We start from the raw sequence: 24,452 nt of genomic DNA on the forward strand, positions 1-24,452 counted from the left end.
TCCCTGGGGAAAACGGCGTTTTCGTTAGCGTCCCGGGTACTCCGCCAGTACCGAGGCCTGGCCGCTCCTGGTCAGGCCGACGACCTGGTAGGCGTCCTGGCGGTCGCCCATTTCCATGCCCGGCGAGCCGACCGGCATGCCCGGTACGGCGGCGCCGACCAGGTCGGCGCGTTCGCGCAGCTTGAGGATGTCGGCTGCCGGCACGTGGCCTTCGACGAACTTGCCGTCGATCACTCCGGTATGACAGGAGCCCATGCTGTAGGGCACGCCGAGACGGCTCTTGACTGCGCTCATGTCTGCTTCCACATGGTCGGTGACCTTGAAACCGTTGGCTTCGAGGTGCTTGATCCAGTCCTTGCAGCAGCCGCAGTTGGCGTCGCGGTGGACGTCGATGGCCAGCGGTTCGGCGGCCTGGACCAGGGAACCGTGGAGCAGGGTGGCGGCCAGGACGGCCAGGGGTGCGAAGCGGCGCATGGGATTCTCCTTGCTGCGAGCGAATGCCGGGAGCATACCGCTGGCACCCGCCGCCACCCAGCCGGTGAGCTGTATCCACTTGTGACGAAGCGATGCGCTGCCCGCCGCGCCGGGTTGCCGTTGGGCAGGGACGGATTGTCGCAGCGAACTCGTCGGCGCGGTTTGGGTCTGCTGTCCTTAGGGTTGCCGGGGCGTTCGCCGCCGGTGTCGAACTGACCGCTGGGGCAACAGGCCCGAGGAGAAAGGGGATGCTCTTCGCCCGTTTGGTTTTGCTGGTTCAGGCGCTGGTATGGGGCGCGCTGGGAGTGCTGTACTGGGTGCGTCCCTACGAGATGGCCAATCTCAGTGGCATGCTGCTGATGGAGCCTTCGGCGGTCAGCGATGCGCGGGTGTTCTATGGCGGCCATCAGTTCGCCCTGGCGTTGTTCCTGCTGTTCGCCCTGCGCCGGGCTTCGCTGGTGCAGCCGGCGTTGATCCTGGTAGTGCTGCTGCAATCGATCCTGACCCTGTCGCGGCTATTGATTGCCTGGATCGAGGGCGGGATGGAGGCCGACGGCAACCTGTTCGGCCTGCTGTTCCGCGGCGCAATGGCTGCCCTGGGGATCGCCGCCCTGTGGTGGCTGCAACGGCGGCCGCCCCGGCTGTCGGCACCCGGCGAGAGCGCCGAGCGTCGCGAGGACGACTTCGACGGCCTGTGACATTCAAGGTTGACTGCGACTCGGGAAGTCCTTCAGCAACTGCGCGACGCCGCGGTCGAACGCTTCCTGGGTCAGCGCCGGATCGTGCAGTTGGCGGCTCAGCACGCTTTCCAGAAGGACCCTGCCGTTGCTTTCATCAAGGATGCGCAGCGCCAGCCTGGCCTCGGTGTCTTCGGTCAGTTGGGTCTGGGTGAAGACGCCATCCTGGGTGATCACCGGGCGCATTTCCAGGCCCGGCTGGCGTTGCAGGCCGAGGGCGTAGATCACCCGCAGGTCGCCGTGTTCCGCGTGGTAGCGATAGCCCTTGGCCTCCAGGGCGCGGCGCACGGCCGTATCGAAACGCTCCTCGAAGTCGATGCGGTGCCCCTCGGCGCGTACCGCCTGGATGAAGAAAGTCCGGTAATCCGCCGCTGTTACGCCAGGGGCGAGCCGTACGGGGCCCGGTTCATTGCGGCAGGCATAGAGCAGCAGGCCGAACAGGAGCAGCAGGACGAAGCGCAGGCTGAATCGGCGCATGGCGCGTTCCTTCCTCTTTTTTATCTTTGTGCCGCAAGCCTAGCCGTTGCCTCGCGGCTTGCCGCCCATCCCCCGTTGGGTCAGTCGTCCAGCTCCACCCAGAGGCCTTCGGCGTCTTCCCGGCAGGGCAGGGCGCGCAAGCGCTCGCCAGCGCAGGGGCCGGCGACGCACTCGCCGGACTCGATGAGGAACAGCGCGCCGTGGCTGGCGCAACGGATCAGGCTGGCGCTGTCGTCGAGGAAGGCATCGGGCTGCCACTCCAACGGGATGCCGCGATGCGGGCAGCGGTTCAGGTAGATGTAGGCGCGGCCGTCGCGACGCACCGCGAACAGCCGCCGCTCATCGACGAGGAAGCCGCGGCTGTTGCCTTCGGCGAGATGGGAAGAGGGACACAGGTGGATCATGGGCGCTCCGTTTGCCGGGATCATTATCCCTGATCCGGAGGACGGCTTTCACCTGTGGCATGGAAAGCGCCCGGCATGGCCAGGCGCTGGGTATGGGGGCACTTCCGTGTGCGAAGGGGTAACGGGTCAGATGTCCCAGACCAGGTTGACCGCGAAATTGCGGCCTGGCTGGGACAGTCGGTCGATGTTGGCCGGGGCCAGCGCCGAAGCCTCGCCGACGCTGTCGTAGCCGCGCACGTCATCCCACAGCCAGTATTTCTTGTCGGTCAGGTTGTAGAGACCGGCGTTGAGGGTCAGGTCCTTGCTCAGCCTGTAGTAGGCGCTGAGGTCGAGGACGCCGAAGCCCGGGGTCTTGAACTGGCTGGCGGTGCCATCCGGGGTGTGGAAGGTGCTGTCGTCGACGCGATCCTTGCGTTTGACCAGGGTCCAGCTGAGCAGCCCGCCGTAGTTGCCGTCTGCTTCGTCGTAGCCCAGGCCGAACACTCCGGTGAGTGGGTTGACGCTGTTGATCGGCTCGCCGTTGTCCTTGTTGCGACCGTAGGCGTAGGCCACGCTGCCCTGGGTGTAGAGTCCCTGCGGCGCGCCGAAGGCGCCCAGCTCCAGGCGGCCCTTGAGCTCGACGCCCTTGATCACCGCCCGCTCGATGTTGTTGGACTGGAAGGTCTGGCCGTTGCCGCCGGTGCTATCGGTATTCAGGGCGTCTTCGTCGATGAAGTCGCGATATTTGTTGTAGAACACCGCTACGCCGAAGCTGCCTTCGTCGAACTTGCCGCGCAACCCGGTCTCGAAGCTCTGGCTCTTTTCCGGCTTGAGGTTGGGGTTAGGCTCGATGTGGTAGCCCGCCTGCAGGTTCTCGAATCGACCGTACAGCGCCTTGGCGGTGGGCGTGCGGAAGCCCTGGGCGTATTGGCCGTACCAGGTGTAGTGCTGGGCGAAGTCGTAGGTCACGCCGAACTTGGGCGAAACCCGGTGCCATTTCTTGTCCGACTCGTCGACCGCGGTGTTCTGGCTCTGCTTCATGGTGCGCAGGAACTCGTCGGTGATGTGCGGCTCCATGCGCGTGTAGTCGTAACGCAGGCCGGGAGTGAAGGTCCAGTCGTTCCAGCTGATGCTGTCCTGGGCGAACAGGGCGTAGGTCTTCACCGTCGGATCGGGAAAGTCGCTGCTGCGTTCCAGGGCATCGCGCGGGCTGTCCGCGCCGGTGTCCAGGTTGGTGCCGGTGCCGCTGCGCATGCCGGTGACCTTCTGGTGCTTGAGATTGATCCCGTAGCTCAGCAGGTGCTCGGTCTCGCCGATGGCGAAGCTCTTGTCCAACTGGCTGTCGAAGACCCACAGGCGTTCCTTGTAGGTAGTGTCGCGGGTGCGCAGGACCTTGCGGGTGATCGGGTAGTAGAACTCGCGGGTCGCCTGGTCGGTCTTCGCCAACTGGTAGTTCAGGCTCCACTGGATGCGATCGGCGACCGGGCTGTCGAGCAGGAAATGGTGCTCCAGGCCGTAGCGCTCGCGAGTCAGGGTGTCGTTGCCCTTGCGCCACTGGTACATGCCGCCCGGCAGCATGCTCGGCGGGATGGCCGGCTTGCCCTTGTCGTACGGGCCGCCATAGGCGCTCTTCTGGTCGGTATCGACGTCGCTCTTGTACTTCTCGAAGACCAGCCCGAAGCGGCTGCCCTCGGCGTAGTTCCAGCCCAGCTTGCCGAGCAGGCTGTAGCTGTCGGCGTCTTCCGGGTTGGCTTCGCTGCGCGAGAGCCCGGTGCCGCCGTGGCCGCCGTTGGATTCGGTCTCGTGGCCCTGGCGGTAGCCATAATGCAGCAGACCGTCGAAGTCGTCGGCGCGGCCGGCGACGGTGGCCGAGGTCAACCAGGAGTGGCTGGCCGACTCGTAGCCGGCCTTCAGCCGGGCGCCGACGTCCTTGCCGTCCTTGAGGATGTCCGACGGGTCGAGGGTGAAGTAGCTCACCGCGCCGCCGATGGCGTTGCTGCCGTAAAGCGCCGAGGCCGGGCCGCGAAGGATCTCCACGCGCTTTACGATGTCCGGATCGACGTAGTTGCGGTGGGTCTGCGCGTAGGGGCCGCTGAAGAAGTCGTTGGGCAGTTCGACCCCGTCGATCTGCGTAAGGATGCGGTTCCCGTCGATGCCGCGGATGTTGTAGCCGGTGATCCCGGCACGCTGGCCGGCGCCGCCGACCGAGACTCCCGGTTCGTAGCGCACCAGTTCCTTGATGTTGTTGACGTTCTGCCGGTCCAGTTGTTCGCGGGTCTGCACGCTGACGGTGCTTGGCACCGAATCCACTGCCTGCTCGGTACGGGTGGCGGTGATGGTGGTCGGGGTCAGCGGGACGGCGTTCCCCGCCAGGGCCAGGGAAGGGCTGAGCAACAGCAGGGCCAGGCAGGGGCGCAGGGCGAAGGGCGGGGAGAGCGGCATGTGGGACTCCTTGGGTCGGGCCGGTGGCGAATAGCCAGGGGGACGTCGGGCGCACAAGGTACTGCCAGAAAAACGCTAATGCAAATAATTATCAAATGGATTCAGATATGCGTTTTGTGGCAAAGTTCACCTGTTTTTGCGCGTAGCGCGACCGAACCGGATATGCCCGAGGAACCGTCGATGAGCAGCACTCCCAGCCTTTCCCATTCCCCTGCCGAGCTTTACCGCGCCTGGCAGGACCTGCGCGCCGAGCGACCGCAGCTACGCGCGCGCGACGCCGCCGCGCTGTTGCAGGTCAGCGAAGGCGAGCTGGTCGCCAGCCGGGTCGGCATCGATGCCGTGCGCCTGCGGCCGGACTGGGCCGCCTTGCTGCCGGCGCTCGGCGAACTGGGGCCGATCATGGCGCTGACCCGCAACGAGCATTGCGTCCACGAACGCAAGGGGCCGTATCGCGAAGTGACGGTCTCTGCCAATGGGCAGATGGGCCTGGTGGTCTCGCCGGATATCGACCTGCGCCTGTTCCTGGGGGGGTGGAACGCCGTCTTCGCCATTGCCGAGGAGACAGCGCGGGGTACCCAGCGCAGCATCCAGGTGTTCGACCAGCAGGGCGTGGCGGTGCACAAGGTGTTCCTTGCCGAGGCCAGCGACGTCCGCGCCTGGGAACCGCTGGTCGAGCGCCTGCGGGCTGCCGAGCAGGATGCCGTGCTGGCGCTGCACGAACCCCGCGCACCGGCTGCGGCGCTCGTCGATGCGCAGATCGATGCCGCCGCCTTGCGCGAAGGCTGGGCCGCGTTGAAGGACACCCATCATTTCCACGCCCTGCTGAAGAAGCATGGCGCGCAGCGCACCCAGGCGCTGCGCCTGGCTGGCGGCGAATGGGCCGAGCGCCTGGATAATGGCGACCTGGCGAAACTCTTCGAAGCGGCGGCCGAAAGCGGATTGCCGATCATGGTGTTCGTCGGCAACGCCCACTGCATCCAGATCCATACCGGGCCTGTGTGCAACCTGAAGTGGCTGGACGACTGGTTCAACGTGCTTGATCCGGAATTCAACCTGCACCTGAAGACCACCGGCATCGCCGAGCTTTGGCGGGTGCGCAAGCCGAGCACCGATGGCATCGTAACCAGCTGGGAGGCCTTCGACGCCGACGGCGAACTGATCGTGCAACTGTTCGGCGCGCGCAAGCCCGGCGAGCCCGAGCGCGACGACTGGCGCGAACTGGCCGAATCCTTCAAGGCGCTCTGAGGAGAGATCATGCGTATCGATCGACTATTCAACGGGTTGGCGCTGGGCATCCTGCTCGGCACCGGCATGGCCCAGGCCGCCGAGCTGCCGCAACGCTGGGTGAGCGCGGGCGGCTCGCTGAGCGAATGGGTGGTGGCGCTGGGCGGCGAGAGCAAGCTGGTCGGGGTGGACACCACCAGCCAGCATCCGCAGGCGCTGAAACAGTTGCCGAGCGTCGGCTACCAGCGCCAACTGGCTGCCGAGGGCGTGCTGGCGTTACGTCCGGATATCCTCATCGGCACCGAGGAAATGGGGCCTCCGCCGGTACTCAAGCAGCTCGAAGGCGCCGGCGTGCGGGTCGAGACCCTCTCCGCCAGGCCGGATCTGGAGGCACTGGAAAGCAACCTGAAGAAGCTCGGCGACTGGCTCGGCGTGCCCCAGCGCGCCGAGGCCGCCGAACTTGACTATCGTCAGCGGCTGCGGCGCCAGGCGGACTGGATCGCGGCCGCGCAGAAGAGTCAGCCGGCCCCGGGCGTCCTGCTGGTGATCGGCAACGCCGGCGGTCAGTTGCTGGTAGCCGGGCGCAATACCGGCGGCGATTGGGTCCTGAACCGAGCCGGAGCACGCAACCTGGCTACCCATGAGGGTTACAAGCCGATCTCGGTGGAAGCCCTGGCAGCGCTCGATCCGGTCGCGGTGGTGATCGCCGACCGCAGCCTCGAAGGTGATGCGGCGCGTGCCGCGCTGCTCAAGCAGAACCCCGGGCTCGCCGCGACCCGCGCGGCGCGTGACGGACGTCTGCTGGTGCTTGACCCGACGCTCCTGGTGGGCGGCCTCGGTCCGCGCCTGCCGGATGGCCTGGCGGCTCTCTCCGCAGCCTTTTATCCTTCCGCGAAACCGCTGAGTATGGAAGCCGCCCATTGAAATCGGTTGTTCGCCCCCGCGCACTGTTCGGTGCGCTGGGGATTTCGCTCGTGTTGGTCCTCTGGTTGTCCCTCGCCCTCGGTCCCGTCAGCCTGCCGCTGGGCGATACCCTGCGCGCCGCGCTGCGCCTGGCCGGGCTGCCGCTCGATGGAGCGGGCCTGGCCCAGGCGGAAATGATCCTCGGCCAGATCCGCCTGCCGCGGACCCTGCTCGGCCTGGCCGTGGGCGCGGTGCTGGCGCTGTCCGGGGTGGCGATGCAGGGCCTGTTCCGCAACCCGCTGGCCGATCCAGGGCTGGTCGGGGTGTCCAGCGGCGCGGCCCTTGGCGCGGCGCTGGCCATCGTGTTCGGCGCCTCGCTGGGTGGCTTGCCGGCGTTCCTCGCGCCTTACCTGCTGTCACTGTGCGCCTTCGGCGGCGGCCTGGGGGTGACCTGGCTGGTCTATCGACTTGGCCGCCGCGATGGCCAGACCAGCGTGGCCACCATGTTGCTGGCAGGGATCGCCCTGACCGCGCTGTCCGGCGCGGTGATCGGACTGTTTACCTATCTCGCCGATGACGCCACCTTGCGTACCCTGACCTTCTGGAACCTGGGCAGCCTGAACGGCGCCAGCTACCCACGACTCTGGCCGCTGCTGCTGGTGGCGCTGCTGGTGGCCTGCTGGCTACCGCGCCGGGCAGATGCGCTGAACGCACTGCTGCTCGGCGAGTCCGAGGCCCGTCACCTGGGCTTCGACGTCGAGCGATTGAAGGCCGAACTGGTGCTTTGCACTGCCCTTGGCGTCGGCGCCGCAGTGGCGGCGGCGGGGATGATCGGCTTCATCGGCCTGGTGGTACCGCACCTGATCCGTCTGGTTGCCGGTCCGGATCATCGGACGTTGCTGCCGGCCTCGATGATGGCCGGCGCCATTCTCCTGCTGCTTGCCGACCTGCTGGCGCGCCTGGCGCTGGCTCCGGCGGAGTTGCCGATCGGCATCGTCACGGCACTGATCGGCGCGCCGTTCTTCCTTTATCTGCTATTGCGGGGGCGGGCCTGATGCTGCGCGTGGAGAACCTGTCCATCCGCCGTGGCGGAAAGACTGTACTGGAAGGCCTCGAACTGGAGCTGCGGCCTGGCGAGATGCTCGGCGTACTCGGCCCCAACGGCGCTGGCAAGAGCACCTTGCTTGGCGCTCTCTGTGGCGAACTGGAGCCGGCCGAAGGGCTGGTGCTGCTCGACGAGCGCGGCCTCGACGACTGGCCGGGCGTCGCTCGCGCGCAGCGCCTGGCGGTGCTGCCGCAGAGTTCGTCGCTGGGCTTCGCCTTTCCGGTGGAGGCGGTGGTCGGCTTCGGTCGGCTGCCCCATTCCAGCGGCCGCGAGCGCGATGTGCAGATCGTCGCCGAGGCCTTGGCGGCGGCCGACGCCAGCCATCTGGCCGGGCGCAGCTACCTGGCGCTGTCCGGCGGCGAACGCCAGCGCGTGCACCTGGCGCGGGTGCTGGCGCAGCTGTGGCCGGGCGAGCCGGGGCAGGTGCTGCTGCTCGACGAACCGACCTCGGCGCTCGACCCGCTGCACCAGCACACCACCCTGCAGGCGGTGCATGATTTCGCCCGCCGCGGTGCCTCGGTGCTGGTGATCCTCCACGATCTCAACCTGGCCGCGCGCTATTGCGACCGCCTGCTGCTGTTGCAGAATGGTCGCCCGCACCTGCTCGGTACGCCCGAGGAAGTCCTGCGCCCCGAGCCGTTGCGCGCGGTGTTCGGCCTCGAGGTCCTGGTCCAGCGTCATCCCGAGCGAGGTCATCCGCTGATCGTCGCCCGTTGAAGGAGTCGCCATGCGCATTCGCCTGTTCGCTTTCTGTCTGCTGCTGGGCGGCTGCCAGTCCCAACTGCCGCCGCTGCCTGATTGGCAGAGCGCGGAAGGGCGCGACGATCCGCAGACGGGACGAATAGTCGAATTGCGCAGCGGCGTGACGCTGAGCCCGCAGCAACTGGTCGCACGCCTGGCGGCCGCGCCGCGAGTGATCGTCGGCGAGAAGCACGACAATCCCGATCATCATGCCGTGGAACTGTGGCTGGCGCAGGCCCTGGGCGAATATCGGGCGCAGGGCAGCCTGCTGCTGGAAATGCTCGATCCCGGCCAGCAACCACGGGTGGATGCGGTCCGCGCACAACTCGGGACCGGCAAGCCGGTGGCGAACCTGGAGCAGGCCCTGGACTGGCAGAAAGGTTGGGACTGGACGCAGTACGGACCCCTGGTGTCCTGGGCGGTTGCGCAACCCGCGCCGTTGCTGGCGGCGAACCTCCAGCGGAGCGAGATCATGCGCATCTACAGGGAGCGTCCGCCGCTTCCCGGAACGGCCTCCAGGCGTGACAGCGTGCGCCTGCCGCTGCTTGCGCAGATTCGCGAATCCCACTGCGGCATGCTTCCCGACGATCAATTGCCGGCGATGCTCGCCGTCCAGCAGCAACGTGACCGCCGTATGGCCGAGCGTTTTCGCGATGCGCCACTGCCGGCGATGCTCGTCGCCGGCAGCTTCCACGCCCGGCGCGACCTCGGCGTACCGGTCCACCTGCGCGACCTTGGTGCGGAGAAGGGTGCGCAGGTACTGATGCTGGTCGAGGCCGGGCAGGCGGTAACGACGCGTGAGGCCGACTACGCCTGGTACACGCCGGCACAGCCGGACAAGGACTATTGCGCGGAGATGAAGAAGGCACGTTGAAGGAAGGGCGCGAGGCCTGGAGCCGTGTATCGCGCTACGTTTTCGCGGGCAAAAAAAGACCCGGCAAAGTGCCGGGTCGAAACCGTGATTAGCCTGATGAGGAGATAATCTGAAGAGTCCGACTGCTTGGTCTCTCAGCTTACCTGCTGGCCTCGCGACCAGTTGTTGTAATAATAACTATTCTCATTATCAGGTCAAGCCGGTTCTCATTCATTCCATCGCCAGCCGATGAACGGTCGTCTCCGGCCGAATCGCAGGCAAAAAAAGACCCGGCAAAGTGCCGGGTCAAAAACCGTGATTAGCCTGATGAGGAGATAATCTGAAGAGTCCGACTGCGTGGGTCTCTCAGCTTACCGGCTGATCTCGCGACCAGTTGAGTGACATAATAATGATTCTCATTTCCATGTCAAACGCTTTCGCCAAACTTTTCTGCTAGCTAGTCGCGAGCCCTCTGGAATGGGCCTCAGGCGCTGCGGCGAAGGCGCAGCTGGGTCACTTCCCGGTTAAGCAGGTCTATCCGCCGGGCCATGCCTTCGATCAGGCTATGGGCGATTCGCGGGTTGTTCTGCATAAGGCCGAGGAACTGCTCCTTGGGAATCACCATCACCGTGCAGGGTTCGCTGGCGACCACCGTGGCGCTGCGTTTCTCGCGAGTGAACACGGCCATGGCGCCGAAGATCTCGTCCTTCTGCACATCGCCGACTTTCTGGCCGTCCACCAGCGCTTCGGCATGCCCCTCGATGATGATGAACACATGATCCGCATCGTCGCCCTGGCGGATCAGCGCCTCGCCCGCGGCGAAGTGGCGGAAGCCGGTGGCCGGGCGGACTTCCGGCTGCTTCAGGTGCGCCAGCGCATCGCCGAGCAGGGCAGTCTGTCCGATCAGGTACTGCAATAGCAGTTCCTGACGTTCCTGGTCAGCATGGATGTGCTGGAGCAGCGCATCGCGCGAATAGGGCAGCAGGCGGATCGGTTCTTCGTTGGCATGCCGGCAGGCGGGGAGCTCGAGTCCGCGTCGAAGTCCGAGGAGGTCGCCTTCCTGGAGGTAGAACAGTGGGCGTTCGTCGACCAGCGCATGCAGCAGGCCGCTTTCCACCAGGAATACCTGGTCGGCGGGCAGCTCGCGTTCCAGGTCGTCGCTACGTTCCAGTTCCAGGGCGGGGCCGCTGGGTGCCAGGCCTTCGAGCAAGCGGTGAGGGATTCCCTGCAGGCGATTGATCAATTGGTCGGCATACGCCGGTTGCTCGCCGAGTAGATACATGGCCATTTCCTTGAGCTGCCTGGTCGGGAGAGGAGGTACGAACGTCCACGAGACGATAGGTGGGCGCCCGGGGGGGAGTAAATATCTTCCCGTGGCAGGTGTGAGCTAGCTCTTGTTTCGCACGGGGAAAGTCTCCAGCTCGCCGAGCAGTGCGGCCTTGTGGTCTGGGGACAGCTCGTTCCAGTGAACGTCGAGGAGTGCGCCTTCGATGGCATAGAGCAAGACTTTCGAGGCTCGGAAGCCGCGCGCGCGGACCGCGCGATAGGCTCCCACCGAGCCGAGCCGACGCAGATCGGTGGCGCTGTGGATACCCACGGCATGCAACCATTGGGTCGAGGTTTTCCCGAGGTTTTTCAGGTTCAGCAGTTCGTCGTTCATCGTCGGTCCTTGCGATGCCGCTCAGAAGCGTGATGGCGCGGAACTGCCTGGAACCGGTCCGGAGCCGACAGGGCCGGCGCGATGGAGCGAGATGGCCGACGCGAGCGGCCTTCGCCCTTACGATCCGGCGTAGGCGGTCCGGGACCGATCCTCAGCCGGCCGGGTACCTGCCAGAAGTGTAGCGGCCTCCCGGCAAAACGTGGCCTGGCGTGGTCCTTCCGCTTCTCAGGGCTCCGGCAGGTAGCGCAGGCGGGTGCCGAAGTTCACCGACATGCGGATCTCGTCCGGCGCCAGGCGCAACGGGAAATACGTACCGGATATCTGCGCATGGGCCAGGCTGGCGCCCTCCAGGCGCGCCTCGCGCAGATCCACGCCGCGCAGGTCGGCGCCGCGGAAATAGGCATCGCTGAAGTCGACGCGGGCGGCATCCAGCAGACGCAGGTCGAGGCCGCGGAAGTCGCCGCCGGCCAGGTCGATCCAGCCGTCGGCCGGCTTCTGTCGGTTGAAGCCTTCGATGTCTTCGGCGTGGAGCAGTTGGTAGAGCGGCGAGTCGAGCTGACGGGGCGAGTTCATGGGCGGCGTCCTGTGCAGAAGGCTCGCCGTGAGTATAGAAGAGCAGCGGCATGGCGCCCGCCCTGGAGGGGCGGGCGCCATGGCAGTTCGTTCAGAGACCGGGCAGGCGCTGGCGAATGCCGTCGACCAGCCCGTCGAGGCTGGCCGCGTCGTGGGTGTCTACGCGCTTGCTCTGGACCGTCTCCGCCGCTGTCAGCGGCTCGCGGGTAGCCTGCTGGGTGCGGATCACGTCGAGAGTCGCGTCGGACGGATCCTTGCCTTCCGCCTGGCGTTGCGCAAGCCAGCCGGCGATCACCGCTTCGGGCGCCTGGCAGTCGAGGATCAGGAACGGCACGCCGGTTTCTTCCGCGATGTGGCAAGCGGCCTGGCGCTGATTCTGCTTCAGGTAGGCGGCATCGATCACCACCGGATAGCCGGCCTGGAGGATCTTCGCGGCCAACTGGTGAAGGTGCGCATAGGTCGCTTCGCTGGCCTGGCTGCTATAGATGCCGGCGGCGAACTGGCCCCTGTCGTGTTCCGGCTGCTCGCCGAACAGACGCTTGCGTTCGATATCCGAGCGCAGGCGCACGGCGCCCAGAGCCTCCACCAGACGCATGGCCACCTGGCTCTTGCCGACCGCGGAGACACCATGGGTGACCGCCAGGAAGCGCGAGGGAATGGCGCTGTAGCTTTCCGCCAGGTTGGCGTAGTTGCGGTACTGGCGCAGGGTCGCGGCGCGCTGCACGGCATCGGTCTGGTAGCCGAGGCTGAACAGCGCGACCTTGGCGCGGACCATGGCGCGGTAGGCCTTGTAGAAGTTCAGCAGTTCCAGGGCCTGGTAGTCGCCGGTGTGTTCCAGATAGAGGCTGACGAAGCGTCGAGCGTGGCACTTCAGGCCGCGATCTTCCAGGTCCATCGCGAGGAAGGCGAAGTCGGCGCAGACATCGGTGAAGCGGAACGGTTCGTTGAATTCGATGCAGTCGAACAGCACTACCTTGCCGTCGATCAGCGCGGCGTTGCCCAGGTGGATGTCGCCGTGGCATTCGCGGATGAAGCCCTTCGCCTTGCGCTCCTGGAGCACCGGCAGCAGGCGTTCGAAGCTGCTTTCCGCCCAGGCTTCGAGGGCATCCAGCTGTTGCAGGTCGGCCTTGTCCTTGAGCAGCGGGCGAACCTGCTCGAAATTCTGCCGCACCGGCGCCATGCAGGACTCGGCGGTGCCCAGCGGGTGCTCCAGCGGCACCTTCGGAGTGTTCTGGTGGAAGTGCGCGATCTGCTCGGCCAGTTCGTCAATATGCTGGTTGGACAGTTCGCCGCGGCCCTGGATTGCCGCCAGCAGGTTGTCCTGCGGGAACTGGCGCATCTTCAGCAGGTATTCGATTGCCTCGCCGTCGCCGCCGATCCGCGGCGCCTCTTCGCTGCCGGTGATCGGCAGGACCTCCAGGTAGAGATCGTCGGTGAGGCGCTGGTTCAGGCGCAGCTCTTCGTTGCAATAGAAGCGGCGCTTGTCCAGGCTGGTGAAATCGAGAAAGCCGAAATCCATCGGCTTCTTGATCTTGTAGGCGTAGGGACCGGTCAACAGGACCCAGGAGATGTGCGTCTCGATGACCTCGAAGCGCTCCACCGGGTGGGGGTAGAGGGCCGGGTTCTGCAGGGCGGCGATCAGGGTCTGGCTCACGGGATATCCTTGCCTCTGAAATATGCGAAAACCCGCATTATGGCGGGAAGGGGTGACAGTGCAAACCTCGCTGGCGGATAGCAACCATTTGCCGGATCGCCGGTCGAATGCGCCGCGCTGCCGCCGCGTCTATCCACCGGGGCCGCGCAGACCGTGGATGCCGCCGATGCGGTGTCTGTCCGCTGTGGATAAAGTACGTATAATGCGCCGCCATGACGCGTCCCCGATCCCCCCGTTCCCGTAACAGCAAAGCACGCCCGGCACCCGGCCTGAACAAATGGCTCAGCTGGGCTCTCAAGCTCGGCCTCGTCGGCCTGGTGCTCCTCGCCGGCTTCGCCATCTATCTCGATGCCGTGGTGCAGGAGAAATTCTCCGGCCGGCGCTGGACCATCCCGGCGAAGGTCTATGCCCGCCCGCTGGAGCTGTTCAACGGCCTGAAGCTGAGCAGGGAAGACTTCCTGCGCGAACTCGACGCCCTCGGCTACCGTCGCGAGCCCAACGTGAGCGGCCCTGGAACCGTATCGGTGGCGGCCAGCGCGGTCGAACTCAATACCCGTGGCTTCCAGTTCTACGAAGGCGCGGAACCGGCCCAGCGCGTGCGCGTGCGCTTCAACGGCAACTACGTCAGCGGGCTGAGCCAGGCCAACGGCAAGGAACTGGCGGTGGCGCGCCTTGAGCCGCTGCTGATCGGCGGCTTGTATCCGGCGCACCATGAGGATCGCATCCTGGTCAAGCTCGACCAGGTGCCGACCTACCTGATCGACACCCTGGTCGCGGTCGAGGATCGCGACTTCTGGAACCACCATGGTGTGTCGCTGAAATCCGTGGCGCGGGCGGTGTGGGTCAACACCACGGCCGGCCAGTTGCGCCAGGGCGGCAGCACCCTGACCCAGCAGTTGGTGAAGAACTTCTTCCTGAGCAATGAGCGCAGCCTGAGCCGCAAGATCAACGAAGCGATGATGGCGGTGCTGCTGGAACTGCACTACGACAAGCGCGACATCCTCGAGTCCTATCTCAACGAGGTGTTCCTCGGCCAGGATGGGCAACGAGCGATCCATGGCTTCGGCCTGGCCAGCCAGTATTTCTTCAGTCAGCCGTTGGCCGAGCTCAAGCTCGACCAGGTGGCGCTGCTGGTCGGCATGGTCAAGGGGCCGTCCTACTTCAACCCGCGGCGTTACCCGGATCGTGCGCTGGCGCGGCGCAACCTGGTGCTCGACGTGCTCGCCGAGCAGGGCGTGGCGACCCAGCAGGAAGTCGACGCCGCCAAGCTGCGCCCGCTCGGCGTGACCCGGCAGGGCAGCATGGCCGACAGCTCCTATCCGGCCTTCCTCGACCTGGTCAAGCGCCAGTTGCGCCAGGACTACCGCGACGAGGACCTGACCGAGGAAGGGCTGCGCATCTTCACCAGCTTCGATCCGATCCTGCAGGAGAAGGCCGAGACCTCCGTCAACGAAACGCTCAAGCGTCTCAGTGGGCGCAAGGGGGTCGACCAGGTCGAGGCGGCGATGGTCGTGACCAATCCGGAAACCGGTGAGATCCAGGCCCTGATCGGCAGTCGCGACCCGCGCTTCGCCGGCTTCAACCGGGCCCTGGACGCGGTGCGGCCGATCGGTTCGCTGATCAAGCCGGCGGTCTACCTGACCGCTCTCGAGCGGCCGAGCAAGTACACCCTGACCACCTGGGTACAGGACGAGCCCTTCGCGGTGAAAGGCCAGGACGGCCAGGTCTGGCGACCGCAGAACTACGACCGGCGCTCGCATGGCACGATCTTCCTGTACCAGGGCCTGGCAAACTCCTACAACCTGTCCACCGCCAAGCTCGGCCTCGACGTCGGTGTGCCCAACGTGCTGCAGACCGTCGCCCGGCTGGGTATCAACCGTGACTGGCCGGCCTATCCTTCGATGCTGCTGGGCGCCGGTTCGCTCAGTCCGATGGAGGTCGCCACCATGTACCAGACCATCGCCAGCGGCGGCTTCAACACGCCGTTGCGGGGGATCCGCAGCGTCCTCACTGCCGACGGCCAGCCGCTCAAGCGCTATCCGTTCCAGGTCGAACAGCGCTTCGACTCGGGCGCCGTCTACCTGGTGCAGAACGCCATGCAGCGGGTCATGCGCGAAGGCACCGGGCGTTCGGTGTACAGTCAATTGCCGTCGTCGCTGACCCTCGCCGGCAAGACCGGCACCAGCAACGACTCGCGCGATAGCTGGTTCTCCGGTTTCGGCGGCGACCTCCAGGCTGTGGTCTGGCTCGGTCGCGACGACAACGGCAAGACGCCGCTTACCGGCGCCACCGGTGCCTTGCAGGTGTGGGCCAGCTTCATGCGCAAGGCGCATCCGCAATCGCTGGAAATGCCGATGCCGGAGAACGTGGTGATGGCCTGGGTCGACGCGCAGACCGGGCAGGGCTCGGCGGCGGATTGCCCGAATGCCGTACAGATGCCCTATATTCGTGGCAGCGAGCCCGCCCAGGGCCCAGGCTGCGGGAGCCAGAACCCCGCCGGCGAGGTGATGGACTGGGTACGTGGCTGGCTGAATTGATCCGAGAGGACCTGACGTGAAGAAGATTTTCGTATTCGCCGCGCTTGCCGGCAGTGCCCTGCTCGCGGGCTGTGCCAGCCCGCAGCATGGGGCGATCCCGGTGGTGGATTCCGGCACTCCGGTTTCCAACCAGGAAAGCGGCGGTTTCCGCATCACCCGTACCCAGGTACCGCGTACCCAGCAAGGCGCCGCCACCCAGGGCATTCCCCAGGGCGGCGACTCCGGCGTGGTGGTGATGGTGCCGCAGGGCGCCAATTCCGCACCGATCCAGACTTTCCCGGCGCAGTCCGGCGCCGCGCCGATCAGCAGCGCTCCGCTCGGCACCGGCACCCAGTACCAGGCTCCGCCCAGCAGCGCCTCCACGCCACCGCTGGGCGACAGCTACAACATGCCGCCCAGCGGCGCCAGTCGTTCCGCGCCCACCGGCATTCCGGCCTCCGGCTCGGCCGGCAGCCTGGCAGCCGACGAACAGTTGGACGGGCCGGTCCTGGCGATGCTCACAACCGCCCAGCAACAGCAGGGCAGCGGCGACCTGAACAGTGCCGCCGCCAGCCTCGAGCGAGCCCAGCGCATCGCTCCGCGCGAGCCTCAGGTGCTCTATCGCCTGGCCCAGGTGCGCCTGGCCCAGGGCGATGCGGCTCAGGCCGAGCAGGTCGCGCGCCGTGGCTTGAGCTACGCCAATGGCCGGCCGACCTTGCAGGCCGGGCTCTGGGAACTGATCGCCCAGGCGCGGGAGAAGCAGGGAGACTCCGCCGGCGCTGCGCTGGCCCGGCAGAAGGCAAAGGTCAGCTCCTGATGGATCGACGGGTCTATGCGCTGGCCGACCAGTTGTTGCTGATCGAGCGTGAGTTGCGTGCCCTCGGCTGGTGGAGCGAAAGCCGCCCCGCCCCGGAAGCGCTGGCCAGCCCCGAGCCGTTCTGCGTGGATACGCTGGCGCTCGAGCAATGGCTGCAATGGATCTTCCTGCCGCGGATGAAGCTGATTCTCGAAAGCGACAGCGCCTTGCCGCAGGCCTCGGGTATCCTGGCCATGGCCGAGGTGGCCTATGCGCAGCGTGGCGAGGAAGTCGCCGGTCTGTTGGCGGCGCTTGGCGAGTTCGACCGGCTGATCGGCGGGCCGTCATGAAGCTTCGGCAGTAAAGAAAAACCCGGCTACAGGCCGGGTTTTTCTTTGCTTCAAGCAAGGCGGAGAGCCGGGTCAGCCCCCAGCTGCGGGACGGGGCTGTGTTCGCCTCAGCGGCAATTCTCCTGGATCGCCTTTTCGGCCTTGGCGATTCGCTCTTGGCGTTCTTCCTCGCCGAGGCGACGGAGTTCGCCCTTGCCTTCGTCGACCCTTACGCGCGGGTTGTTCTTCAGTTGCGCGAGGTTGTTGCGGGTCTCTTCGCAGAACTGCTTGCGCTCGGCCTCTTCCTTCGCCACTTGCTGCTTCACCTTGTCGTCGATCGCCTTCTGCTCGGGATCGGCCGGTTTCTGCTGGATGGTCGGTGCCGGGGTCGAGGGGGGCAGGGGGAAGTTGTCCGGCGGCGGGGCGGTCTGGGTATTCACCGTGGTCGCTTGCGCACCTTGCGGCGGTTGTGCGCCGAAGTGGGTGACGCCCTCGGCGTCGACCCATTTGTAGATCGGGGCGGCCATGGCGAAAGAGGAAAGGGCGAGCAACAAGCTGGCCGGGAGGATCATGCGTCGCATGCGGAGTCCTTGGAATGCGCTAACTGCGGCTAACTATAACCAAATCCGCCAGCGCGGCATGCTGCACGGCATCACAACCGCCGCCGGAGACGGCCTCGCCGTGGCAAGTCCTCGCGGGAATCATGGGCATTTTGGAAAAGTTTGCTCTAAATCGGAATTTTCTAGCCATAAAATCTGTTTTTGGTCATTGATCAGCTTTTTTATGGAAGGGTATGGCAGCTTCCTTGGAATTTTTTTTGATAATTTTCAGAATAAAGCTTGACTTGCGTTCGACGAATGCGAAGAATCCAAGCTCGCTGTAGCGGGCCGTCTGCAACCCAGTCCCCTCTCCGGCAGACCATGAGGTGCCTACCCGCGCCGAAAGTTACACCCTGCTTCGCGTTACCTCGCGCTGGGTGGAAGAGCTCCGTAACACCAGGCGCCCTTCCAAGTTTGCTCAATCGGCAGTTGACGTAGCCGGTGACTACCGTCACCCATGCTCTGCCGGGCAGCCAACCGAATTTCGGTCGCCCGCCCCTGGGTGGCCGTATAGCGTTCTAGAGGTGAAAACGTGGAGCTTTTATCTGGCGCTGAAATGGTCGTCCGCTCGTTGCGCGACGAAGGCGTTAAGTACATCTACGGGTACCCGGGTGGTGCCCTCCTGCATATCTACGACGCGCTCTTCAAGGAGCACGACGTGACCCACATCCTGGTGCGCCACGAACAGGCGGCTACCCATATGGCCGACGGCTACGCCCGCGCCACCGGCAAGCCCGGTGTCGTGCTGGTGACTTCCGGCCCGGGCGCGACCAACGCCATCACCGGTATCGCCACCGCATACATGGACTCCATCCCGATGGTGATCCTGTCGGGCCAGGTGCCGAGCAACATGGTCGGTACCGATGCGTTCCAGGAAACCGACATGGTCGGGATCTCCCGGCCGATCGTGAAGCACAGCTTCATCATCAAGCATCCCTCGGAAATTCCCGAGGTGATCAAGAAGGCCTTCTACCTGGCGCAGTCCGGTCGTCCGGGGCCGGTGGTCGTGGATATTCCGAAGGACATGGGCGACCCGACGCAGAAATTCGAATATTCCTATCCGAAGAAGGTCAAGTTGCGTTCGTACAGCCCGGCCGTTCGCGGTCACTCGGGACAGATCCGCAAGGCCGCCGAGATGCTCCTGGCCGCCAAGCGCCCGGTGGTCTATTCCGGCGGCGGCGTGATCATGGGCAATGCCGCGGCGCCGCTGACCGAGCTGGCGCAGATGCTCAACCTGCCGGTGACCAACACCCTGATGGGCCTCGGCGGGTATCCCGGCGCAGACCGCCAGTTCCTCGGCATGCTCGGGATGCATGGCAGCTTCACCGCCAACCTGGCGATGCATCACAGCGACGTGATCCTCGCGGTCGGCGCGCGTTTCGACGACCGGGTCATCAACGGTGCGGCGAAGTTCTGCCCGAACGCCAAGATCATCCACATCGACATCGATCCGGCGTCGATTTCCAAGACCATCAAGGCCGACATCCCGATCGTCGGCCCGGTGGACAGCGTTCTCACCGAAATGGTCGCGATCGTCAGGGAAATCGGCGAGACCCCGAACCAGGATGCCCAGGCTGCCTGGTGGAAGCAGATCGACGAGTGGCGTGGTAACCGTGGGTTGTTCCCGTACGACAAGGGCGACGGCAGCATCATCAAGCCGCAGACCGTCATCGAGACGCTCTACGAGGTTACCCATGGCGATGCCTTCATCACCTCCGATGTCGGCCAGCACCAGATGTTCGCCTCGCAGTACTACAAGTTCAACAAGCCCAATCGCTGGATCAACTCCGGCGGTCTCGGCACCATGGGCTTCGGCTTCCCGGCGGCGATGGGCATCAAGCTCAACTTCCCGGACGACGATGTCGCCTGCGTGACCGGCGAGGGCAGTATCCAGATGAATATCCAGGAACTGTCTACCTGCCTGCAGTACGACCTGCCGGTGAAGATCGTCAACCTGAACAATGGTGCCCTGGGCATGGTCCGCCAGTGGCAGGACATGCAGTACAACAGCCGTTATTCGCATTCCTACATGGAATCCCTGCCGGACTTCGTCAAGCTTGCCGAAGCCTACGGGCATGTCGGCATGCGCATCACCGACCTGAAGGATCTGAAGCCGAAGATGGAGGAGGCGTTCGCCATGAAGAATCGCCTGGTCTTCCTCGACATCCAGGTGGACGCCAGCGAACACGTCTATCCGATGCAGATCCGTGACGGCGCGATGCGCGACATGTGGCTGAGCAAGACGGAGCGTACCTGATCATGCGACACATCATTTCCCTGCTGCTGGAAAACGAGCCAGGCGCATTGTCCCGCGTGGTCGGCCTGTTCTCCCAACGCAACTACAACATCGAAAGCCTGACCGTGGCGCCGACCGAGGACCCGACCCTGTCGCGTCTGACGCTGACCACCGTGGGGCACGATGAGGTGATCGAGCAGATCACCAAGAACCTCAACAAGCTGATCGAAGTGGTCAAGCTGGTGGATCTGTCGGAAAGCGCCCATATCGAGCGCGAGCTGATGCTGGTGAAGGTCAAGGCCACGGGCGCCCAGCGCGCCGAGGTCAAGCGCACCACCGATATCTTCCGTGGGCAGATCGTCGACGTCACCAGTAGCGTCTATACCGTGCAACTGGCGGGTACCAGCGACAAACTGGACAGCTTCATCCAGGCCATCGGCACTGCGTCGATCCTGGAAGTGGTCCGCAGTGGCGTCACTGGCATCGCCCGTGGCGACAAGACTCTGAGCATCTGAACTGAAAGCAGGCCCGCGAGGCCTTACTGAAGGGGAATTCCCATGCGCGTTTTCTACGATAAAGACTGTGACCTCTCGATCATCCAGGGCAAGAAAGTTGCCATCATCGGCTACGGCTCCCAGGGCCACGCCCATGCCTGCAACCTGAAGGACTCCGGCGTCGACGTCACCGTGGGCCTGCGTAGCGGCTCCGCCACCGTGGCCAAGGCCGAAGCGCACGGTCTGAAGGTTGCCGACGTGAAGACCGCCGTCGCCGCAGCCGACGTGGTCATGATCCTCACCCCGGACGAGTTCCAGGGCCGCCTGTACAAGGAAGAGATCGAGCCGAACCTGAAGAAGGGCGCCACCCTGGCCTTCGCTCACGGCTTCTCCATCCACTACAACCAGGTCGTCCCGCGCGCCGACCTCGACGTGATCATGATCGCGCCGAAGGCACCGGGTCACACCGTGCGTTCCGAGTTCGTCAAGGGCGGTGGCATCCCTGACCTGATCGCCATCTACCAGGACGCTTCCGGCAACGCCAAGAACGTCGCCCTGTCCTACGCCTGCGGCGTCGGCGGCGGTCGTACCGGTATCATCGAAACCACCTTCAAGGACGAGACCGAAACCGACCTGTTCGGTGAGCAGGCCGTTCTCTGCGGTGGTTGCGTCGAGCTGGTCAAGGCCGGTTTCGAAACCCTGGTCGAAGCCGGTTACGCGCCGGAAATGGCCTACTTCGAGTGCCTGCACGAGCTGAAGCTGATCGTCGACCTGATGTACGAAGGCGGCATCGCCAACATGAACTACTCCATCTCCAACAATGCCGAATACGGTGAGTACGTAACCGGTCCGGAGGTGATCAACGCCGAGTCCCGTGCTGCCATGCGCAACGCCCTGAAGCGCATCCAGGACGGCGAGTACGCGAAAATGTTCATTACCGAAGGTGCGGCCAACTACCCGTCGATGACTGCCTACCGCCGCAACAACGCCGCTCACCCGATCGAGCAGATCGGCGAGAAGCTGCGCGCGATGATGCCGTGGATCGCAGCCAACAAGATCGTCGACAAGAGCAAGAACTAAGCGGCTCCGGCGACAGACGAAGAAACGCGGCCCCGGCCGCGTTTTTTCGTTCTTGCCTGGCGATCTGGTATAAAGCCTGGGCCGGCGGAGTTGTCTTCCTAGTCAGAAGTGCTGTCGGCATATTCGTACCCCATCAGTTCCCAAGGAATTGTCCATGAGTGAACGTCCCGAGGAGCCGAACAAGGCCTCCGACGAAGAAAGCCTGCTGCCCATCGACGAACATATAGAAGAAGGGCACGACGCCGAAGGGCGGAAGGTTCGTCACCGCGGTATCTACCTGCTGCCCAACCTGTTCACCACGGCGGCCCTGTTTTCCGGCTTCTACGCCATCATCAATGGCATGAGCGGCCAGTTCGCCAACGCCGCCATCGCTATCTTCGTGGCCATGGTCCTTGATGGACTGGACGGCCGCGTGGCTCGCCTGACCAACACCCAGAGCGCCTTCGGCGCCGAGTATGACTCGCTGTCCGACATGGTCGCCTTCGGTGTGGCGCCGGCGCTGGTCGCCTTCGAATGGGCGCTTGGCAGCCTCGGCAAGGTCGGCTGGATGGTCGCCTTCATCTACGTTGCGGGCGCAGCCCTGCGTCTGGCTCGTTTCAACACCCAGGTCGGCAAGGCCGACAAGCGCTATTTCATCGGCCTGGCCAGTCCGGCCGCCGCGGCTCTGGTGGCGGGCACGGTATGGGCGTTCAGCGATTTCGAGATCCAGGGCGCCAAGGTTGCCTTCCTCGTCGCCCTGCTGGTCGCCGCCGCCGGTGTGCTGATGGTCAGCAACATCAAGTACCACAGCTTCAAGGATCTCGACCTGCGCGGCCGGGTGCCGTTCGTGGCGATCCTTATCGTGGTGCTGGCCTTCGCCGTGGTCTTTACCGACCCGCCGCGCATCCTCCTGTTGCTGTTCCTTGCCTACGCGGCCTCCGGTCCTGTGCAATACCTGCTGCAACTGCGTCGCCGGAAGCAGCCGAGCTGATGTAATTTCCAACGGGCTCCGTAGTCTACTGGCACAAAGCTGGTCATTGCGGAGCCCGTCATGCTGATCAAGATTCCCTCCCGTTCCGACTGTTCCGAGTCGGAAGTCACGTCCGAAACCCTCTACCTGTCCCGTCGGCGTCTGCTCGGTGCTTCCTTCGCCGGATTGGCGCTGGCCAGCGGCCTGCCGCGCCTGGGCTTTGCCGACGAACAGCGCTATGCCGGCGTCGAGTCGGTACCGGCGCCGGGCTGGTTCGCCGAAAAGCTACCGCAGACCCGCTGGCAGGCGGTGAATGTCCAGGGGGAGGCGATCACGCCATTCAAGGACGCCACCCACTACAACAATTTCTACGAGTTCGGGCCGAACAAGGGCGACCCGGCGGAAAACGCCTCGGCCCTGAAGACCGAGCCCTGGTCGGTGGTGATCGACGGCGAGGTCGGCAAGCCGGGTACCTATGCCCTCGAGGATTTCGTCAAACCCTACCAACTGGAAGAGCGCATCTATCGGCTGCGCTGCGTGGAAGCCTGGTCGATGGTGATCCCTTGGCTGGGCTTTCCCCTGGCGGACCTGCTCAAGCGGGTCGAACCCAATGGGCAGGCGAAGTTCGTCCGTTTCGAAACCCTGCAGCGTCCGGAACAGATGGTCGGCCAACGCTCCGGTTTCTCGGTGATCGACTGGCCTTATATGGAAGGCTTGCGCATGGACGAGGCGATGCATCCCCTGGCAATTCTGGCGGTGGGCATGTACGGGCGGCTGTTGCCCAACCAGAATGGCGCGCCGTTGCGCCTGGTGGTGCCGTGGAAGTATGGCTTCAAGAGCATCAAGTCTATCGTGCGTATCAGTCTGGTCCGCGAGCAGCCGAAGACCACCTGGGAAAGCATTGCCGCCAACGAGTACGGGTTCTATGCCAACGTCAATCCGCAGGTCGACCACCCGCGGTGGTCCCAGGCCCGCGAGCGGCGCCTGCCCAGTGGGTTGTTCAGTCCCAATGTGCGGGATACGCAGATGTTCAATGGCTACGGGAGTGAGGTCGCTTCCCTTTATAGCGGCATGGATCTGAGGAAGTACTACTGATGCGCTACTGGTATCTGCGCCTTGCGGTATTCCTGGGGGCGTTGGCGGTGCCGGCCTGGTGGTTGTACCAAGCCTGGATCTTTGCCCTCGGACCTGACCCGGGCAAGACCCTGGTCGATCGACTGGGGCTGGGCGCCTTGGTATTGCTGCTACTCACCCTGGCGATGACGCCACTGCAGAAGCTGAGCGGCTGGCCGGGCTGGATCGCCGTGCGCCGCCAGTTGGGGTTGTGGTGCTTCACCTATGTGCTGCTGCACCTGAGCGCTTACTACGTGTTCATCCTGGGGTTGGACTGGGGGCAGTTGGGCATCGAGTTGAGCAAGCGTCCCTACATCATCGTGGGAATGCTTGGATTCGTCTGCCTGTTCCTGTTGGCGATCACTTCCAACCGCTTCGCCATGCGCAAGCTCGGTAGCCGCTGGAAGAAGCTGCATCGCCTGGTCTACCTGATCCTTGGGCTCGGCTTGTTGCACATGCTCTGGGTGGTGCGGGCAGACCTGGAGGAGTGGACCCTGTACGCTGTGGTTGGTGCGTCGCTCATGCTGCTGCGGCTACCCTCGATCGCTCGCCGCCTGCCCAGGCTTCGAACTCGTCACGGTGTTTCGTAATAAAAGTTTCAAATAAGTGTTGACGCCAGTTTCTATCTCCCTATAATGCGCACCACTCCCGGCGACGACGAAGAGTAAATGCTTGAAAATCAAGTATTTACGGATTCTCTCCCAGGGGTGGTGAAGCGCTCCGGCAGGTTGTTCGCCGCAGCGGTTCGGTCCCGAAAGGGGTTCGAAACGAAGCTTCATCGAGGTGCTTGACAGCGAGTTTGAACGCTGTAGAATGCGCCTCCCGCTGATCGGAAGATGGTTTGAAGGTCGGCGCAAGCGGTTGAGTAGAAAAGAAAATTTTCGAAAATAACGCTTGACGGAACGAGAGGTTGCTGTAGAATGCGCGGCCTCGGTTGAGACGAAAGCCTTGACCAACTGCTCTTTAACAAGTCGAATCAAGCAATTCGTGTGGGTGCTTGTGATGTAAGACTGGTGATCGCAAGATTATCAGCAACGCAAGTAACACTCGTGAATTCGAGAGTTTTATCTCTTTTTAAGAGAATGCGATTGCTGAGCCAAGTTTAGGGTTTTCT

General features: G+C 64.5%; 25 protein-coding genes. 16 read left to right on the forward strand and 9 right to left on the reverse strand.

Annotated features, from left to right (window positions below; translation table 11 throughout):
- Positions 1–24: 24 nt before the first annotated feature.
- The gene (locus HMPREF1224_RS31775; protein ID WP_003095106.1) at positions 25–474 is read right to left on the reverse strand and encodes a DUF411 domain-containing protein; all 450 of its coding nucleotides are present in this window, start codon (positions 472–474) and stop codon (positions 25–27) included.
- A 248-nt stretch (positions 475–722) separates the two neighbouring features.
- Here HMPREF1224_RS31775 and HMPREF1224_RS31780 point away from each other — a divergent pair, with 248 nt between their 5' ends.
- A complete protein-coding gene (locus tag HMPREF1224_RS31780; RefSeq protein WP_003095105.1) occupies positions 723–1,172 on the forward strand; it encodes a DUF4345 family protein in 450 nt (149 codons plus the stop codon).
- 3 nt (positions 1,173–1,175) lie between these two features.
- Here the strand turns inward: HMPREF1224_RS31780 and HMPREF1224_RS31785 are convergent, their stop codons facing one another.
- From HMPREF1224_RS31785 to phuR, 3 genes are all read right to left on the reverse strand, one after another.
- Entirely contained in the window at positions 1,176–1,688 is a 513-nt protein-coding gene (locus tag HMPREF1224_RS31785; RefSeq protein WP_003100166.1) for a DUF4136 domain-containing protein, read from the reverse strand.
- An 80-nt stretch (positions 1,689–1,768) separates the two neighbouring features.
- On the reverse strand, positions 1,769–2,116 hold the full coding sequence (locus tag HMPREF1224_RS31790) for a Rieske (2Fe-2S) protein (RefSeq protein WP_003121065.1): 348 nt from the start codon (positions 2,114–2,116) through the stop codon (positions 1,769–1,771).
- 102 nt (positions 2,117–2,218) lie between these two features.
- Positions 2,219–4,513, reverse strand: coding sequence for a heme/hemoglobin uptake receptor PhuR (gene phuR / locus HMPREF1224_RS31795; RefSeq protein ID WP_010793744.1), 2,295 nt, complete (start codon positions 4,511–4,513; stop codon positions 2,219–2,221).
- A gap of 180 nt (positions 4,514–4,693) precedes the next feature.
- Here phuR and HMPREF1224_RS31800 point away from each other — a divergent pair, with 180 nt between their 5' ends.
- Genes HMPREF1224_RS31800 through HMPREF1224_RS31820 form a run of 5 tightly spaced genes read left to right on the forward strand, consistent with a single transcriptional unit; the run spans position 4,694 to position 9,360 of the window.
- Positions 4,694–5,758 carry a hemin-degrading factor gene (locus HMPREF1224_RS31800; protein WP_003113452.1) on the forward strand — a complete coding sequence of 355 codons (1,065 nt, stop codon included), beginning with the start codon at positions 4,694–4,696 and terminating at the stop codon, positions 5,756–5,758.
- 9 nt (positions 5,759–5,767) lie between these two features.
- The gene (locus HMPREF1224_RS31805; RefSeq protein ID WP_010793745.1) at positions 5,768–6,661 is read left to right on the forward strand and encodes a hemin ABC transporter substrate-binding protein; all 894 of its coding nucleotides are present in this window, start codon (positions 5,768–5,770) and stop codon (positions 6,659–6,661) included.
- 50 nt (positions 6,662–6,711) lie between these two features.
- Entirely contained in the window at positions 6,712–7,695 is a 984-nt protein-coding gene (locus HMPREF1224_RS31810) for a FecCD family ABC transporter permease (RefSeq protein WP_010793746.1), read from the forward strand.
- Positions 7,695–8,462, forward strand: coding sequence for a heme ABC transporter ATP-binding protein (locus HMPREF1224_RS31815; protein ID WP_003095098.1), 768 nt, complete (start codon positions 7,695–7,697; stop codon positions 8,460–8,462). Before HMPREF1224_RS31810 ends, HMPREF1224_RS31815 begins: the two co-directional genes overlap by 1 nt.
- A gap of 10 nt (positions 8,463–8,472) precedes the next feature.
- Complete coding sequence (locus HMPREF1224_RS31820) at positions 8,473–9,360, forward strand: ChaN family lipoprotein (RefSeq protein ID WP_010793747.1); 888 nt, start codon at positions 8,473–8,475, stop codon at positions 9,358–9,360.
- 463 nt (positions 9,361–9,823) lie between these two features.
- Here the strand turns inward: HMPREF1224_RS31820 and cbpA are convergent, their stop codons facing one another.
- The 4 genes from cbpA to HMPREF1224_RS31840 form a co-directional block, all read right to left on the reverse strand.
- Entirely contained in the window at positions 9,824–10,621 is a 798-nt protein-coding gene (cbpA, locus tag HMPREF1224_RS31825) for a cAMP-binding protein CbpA (RefSeq protein ID WP_003095096.1), read from the reverse strand.
- Between the two features lie 105 nt (positions 10,622–10,726).
- A complete protein-coding gene (locus tag HMPREF1224_RS31830; RefSeq protein ID WP_003095094.1) occupies positions 10,727–10,999 on the reverse strand; it encodes a TfoX/Sxy family protein in 273 nt (90 codons plus the stop codon).
- A gap of 225 nt (positions 11,000–11,224) precedes the next feature.
- Positions 11,225–11,572, reverse strand: coding sequence for a pentapeptide repeat-containing protein (locus HMPREF1224_RS31835; protein WP_003095090.1), 348 nt, complete (start codon positions 11,570–11,572; stop codon positions 11,225–11,227).
- Between the two features lie 91 nt (positions 11,573–11,663).
- The gene (locus tag HMPREF1224_RS31840; RefSeq protein WP_010793748.1) at positions 11,664–13,226 is read right to left on the reverse strand and encodes a bifunctional aminoglycoside phosphotransferase/ATP-binding protein; all 1,563 of its coding nucleotides are present in this window, start codon (positions 13,224–13,226) and stop codon (positions 11,664–11,666) included.
- A gap of 212 nt (positions 13,227–13,438) precedes the next feature.
- Here HMPREF1224_RS31840 and mrcB point away from each other — a divergent pair, with 212 nt between their 5' ends.
- From mrcB to HMPREF1224_RS31855, 3 genes are read left to right on the forward strand one after another with little or no spacing between them, the layout of a single operon-like run.
- On the forward strand, positions 13,439–15,763 hold the full coding sequence (gene mrcB, locus HMPREF1224_RS31845) for a penicillin-binding protein 1B (RefSeq protein ID WP_010793749.1): 2,325 nt from the start codon (positions 13,439–13,441) through the stop codon (positions 15,761–15,763).
- A gap of 16 nt (positions 15,764–15,779) precedes the next feature.
- Positions 15,780–16,559, forward strand: a complete 780-nt coding sequence (lpoP, locus tag HMPREF1224_RS31850) for a penicillin-binding protein activator LpoP (RefSeq protein ID WP_010793750.1) — start codon at positions 15,780–15,782, stop codon at positions 16,557–16,559.
- The gene (locus tag HMPREF1224_RS31855) at positions 16,559–16,888 is read left to right on the forward strand and encodes a YqcC family protein (protein WP_003123490.1); all 330 of its coding nucleotides are present in this window, start codon (positions 16,559–16,561) and stop codon (positions 16,886–16,888) included. The genes lpoP and HMPREF1224_RS31855 overlap by 1 nt, the downstream gene beginning before the upstream one ends.
- 107 nt (positions 16,889–16,995) lie before the next feature.
- On the opposite strand, the gene HMPREF1224_RS31860 is transcribed toward HMPREF1224_RS31855, so the two are convergent.
- A complete protein-coding gene (locus HMPREF1224_RS31860) occupies positions 16,996–17,448 on the reverse strand; it encodes a DUF4124 domain-containing protein (RefSeq protein ID WP_003095076.1) in 453 nt (150 codons plus the stop codon).
- On the opposite strand from HMPREF1224_RS31860, the gene HMPREF1224_RS45420 reads away from it, so the two are divergent.
- From HMPREF1224_RS45420 to msrQ, 7 genes are all read left to right on the forward strand, one after another.
- The gene (locus HMPREF1224_RS45420; RefSeq protein WP_152934532.1) at positions 17,438–17,710 is read left to right on the forward strand and encodes a hypothetical protein; all 273 of its coding nucleotides are present in this window, start codon (positions 17,438–17,440) and stop codon (positions 17,708–17,710) included. The genes HMPREF1224_RS31860 and HMPREF1224_RS45420 overlap by 11 nt on opposite strands.
- Positions 17,711–17,998: 288 nt before the next feature.
- Positions 17,999–19,723 (forward strand): acetolactate synthase 3 large subunit, encoded by a 1,725-nt coding sequence (locus HMPREF1224_RS31865; protein ID WP_003095071.1) that lies wholly within the window; start codon positions 17,999–18,001, stop codon positions 19,721–19,723.
- Positions 19,724–19,725: 2 nt separating this feature from the next.
- Positions 19,726–20,217, forward strand: a complete 492-nt coding sequence (ilvN, locus tag HMPREF1224_RS31870) for an acetolactate synthase small subunit (RefSeq protein ID WP_003095069.1) — start codon at positions 19,726–19,728, stop codon at positions 20,215–20,217.
- Positions 20,218–20,259: 42 nt separating this feature from the next.
- Positions 20,260–21,276 carry a ketol-acid reductoisomerase gene (ilvC, locus tag HMPREF1224_RS31875; RefSeq protein WP_003095066.1) on the forward strand — a complete coding sequence of 339 codons (1,017 nt, stop codon included), beginning with the start codon at positions 20,260–20,262 and terminating at the stop codon, positions 21,274–21,276.
- 154 nt (positions 21,277–21,430) lie between these two features.
- Positions 21,431–22,246, forward strand: coding sequence for a CDP-diacylglycerol--serine O-phosphatidyltransferase (pssA, locus tag HMPREF1224_RS31880; protein WP_003095061.1), 816 nt, complete (start codon positions 21,431–21,433; stop codon positions 22,244–22,246).
- Positions 22,247–22,306: 60 nt separating this feature from the next.
- Positions 22,307–23,320, forward strand: coding sequence for a protein-methionine-sulfoxide reductase catalytic subunit MsrP (gene msrP / locus HMPREF1224_RS31885; RefSeq protein WP_003100146.1), 1,014 nt, complete (start codon positions 22,307–22,309; stop codon positions 23,318–23,320).
- Positions 23,320–23,928, forward strand: coding sequence for a protein-methionine-sulfoxide reductase heme-binding subunit MsrQ (msrQ, locus tag HMPREF1224_RS31890; RefSeq protein WP_003113449.1), 609 nt, complete (start codon positions 23,320–23,322; stop codon positions 23,926–23,928). Before msrP ends, msrQ begins: the two co-directional genes overlap by 1 nt.
- Positions 23,929–24,452: the final 524 nt, after the last annotated feature.

This window comes from Pseudomonas sp. P179 (genome assembly GCF_000478485.2).
GTDB lineage: Bacteria > Pseudomonadota > Gammaproteobacteria > Pseudomonadales > Pseudomonadaceae > Pseudomonas > Pseudomonas aeruginosa.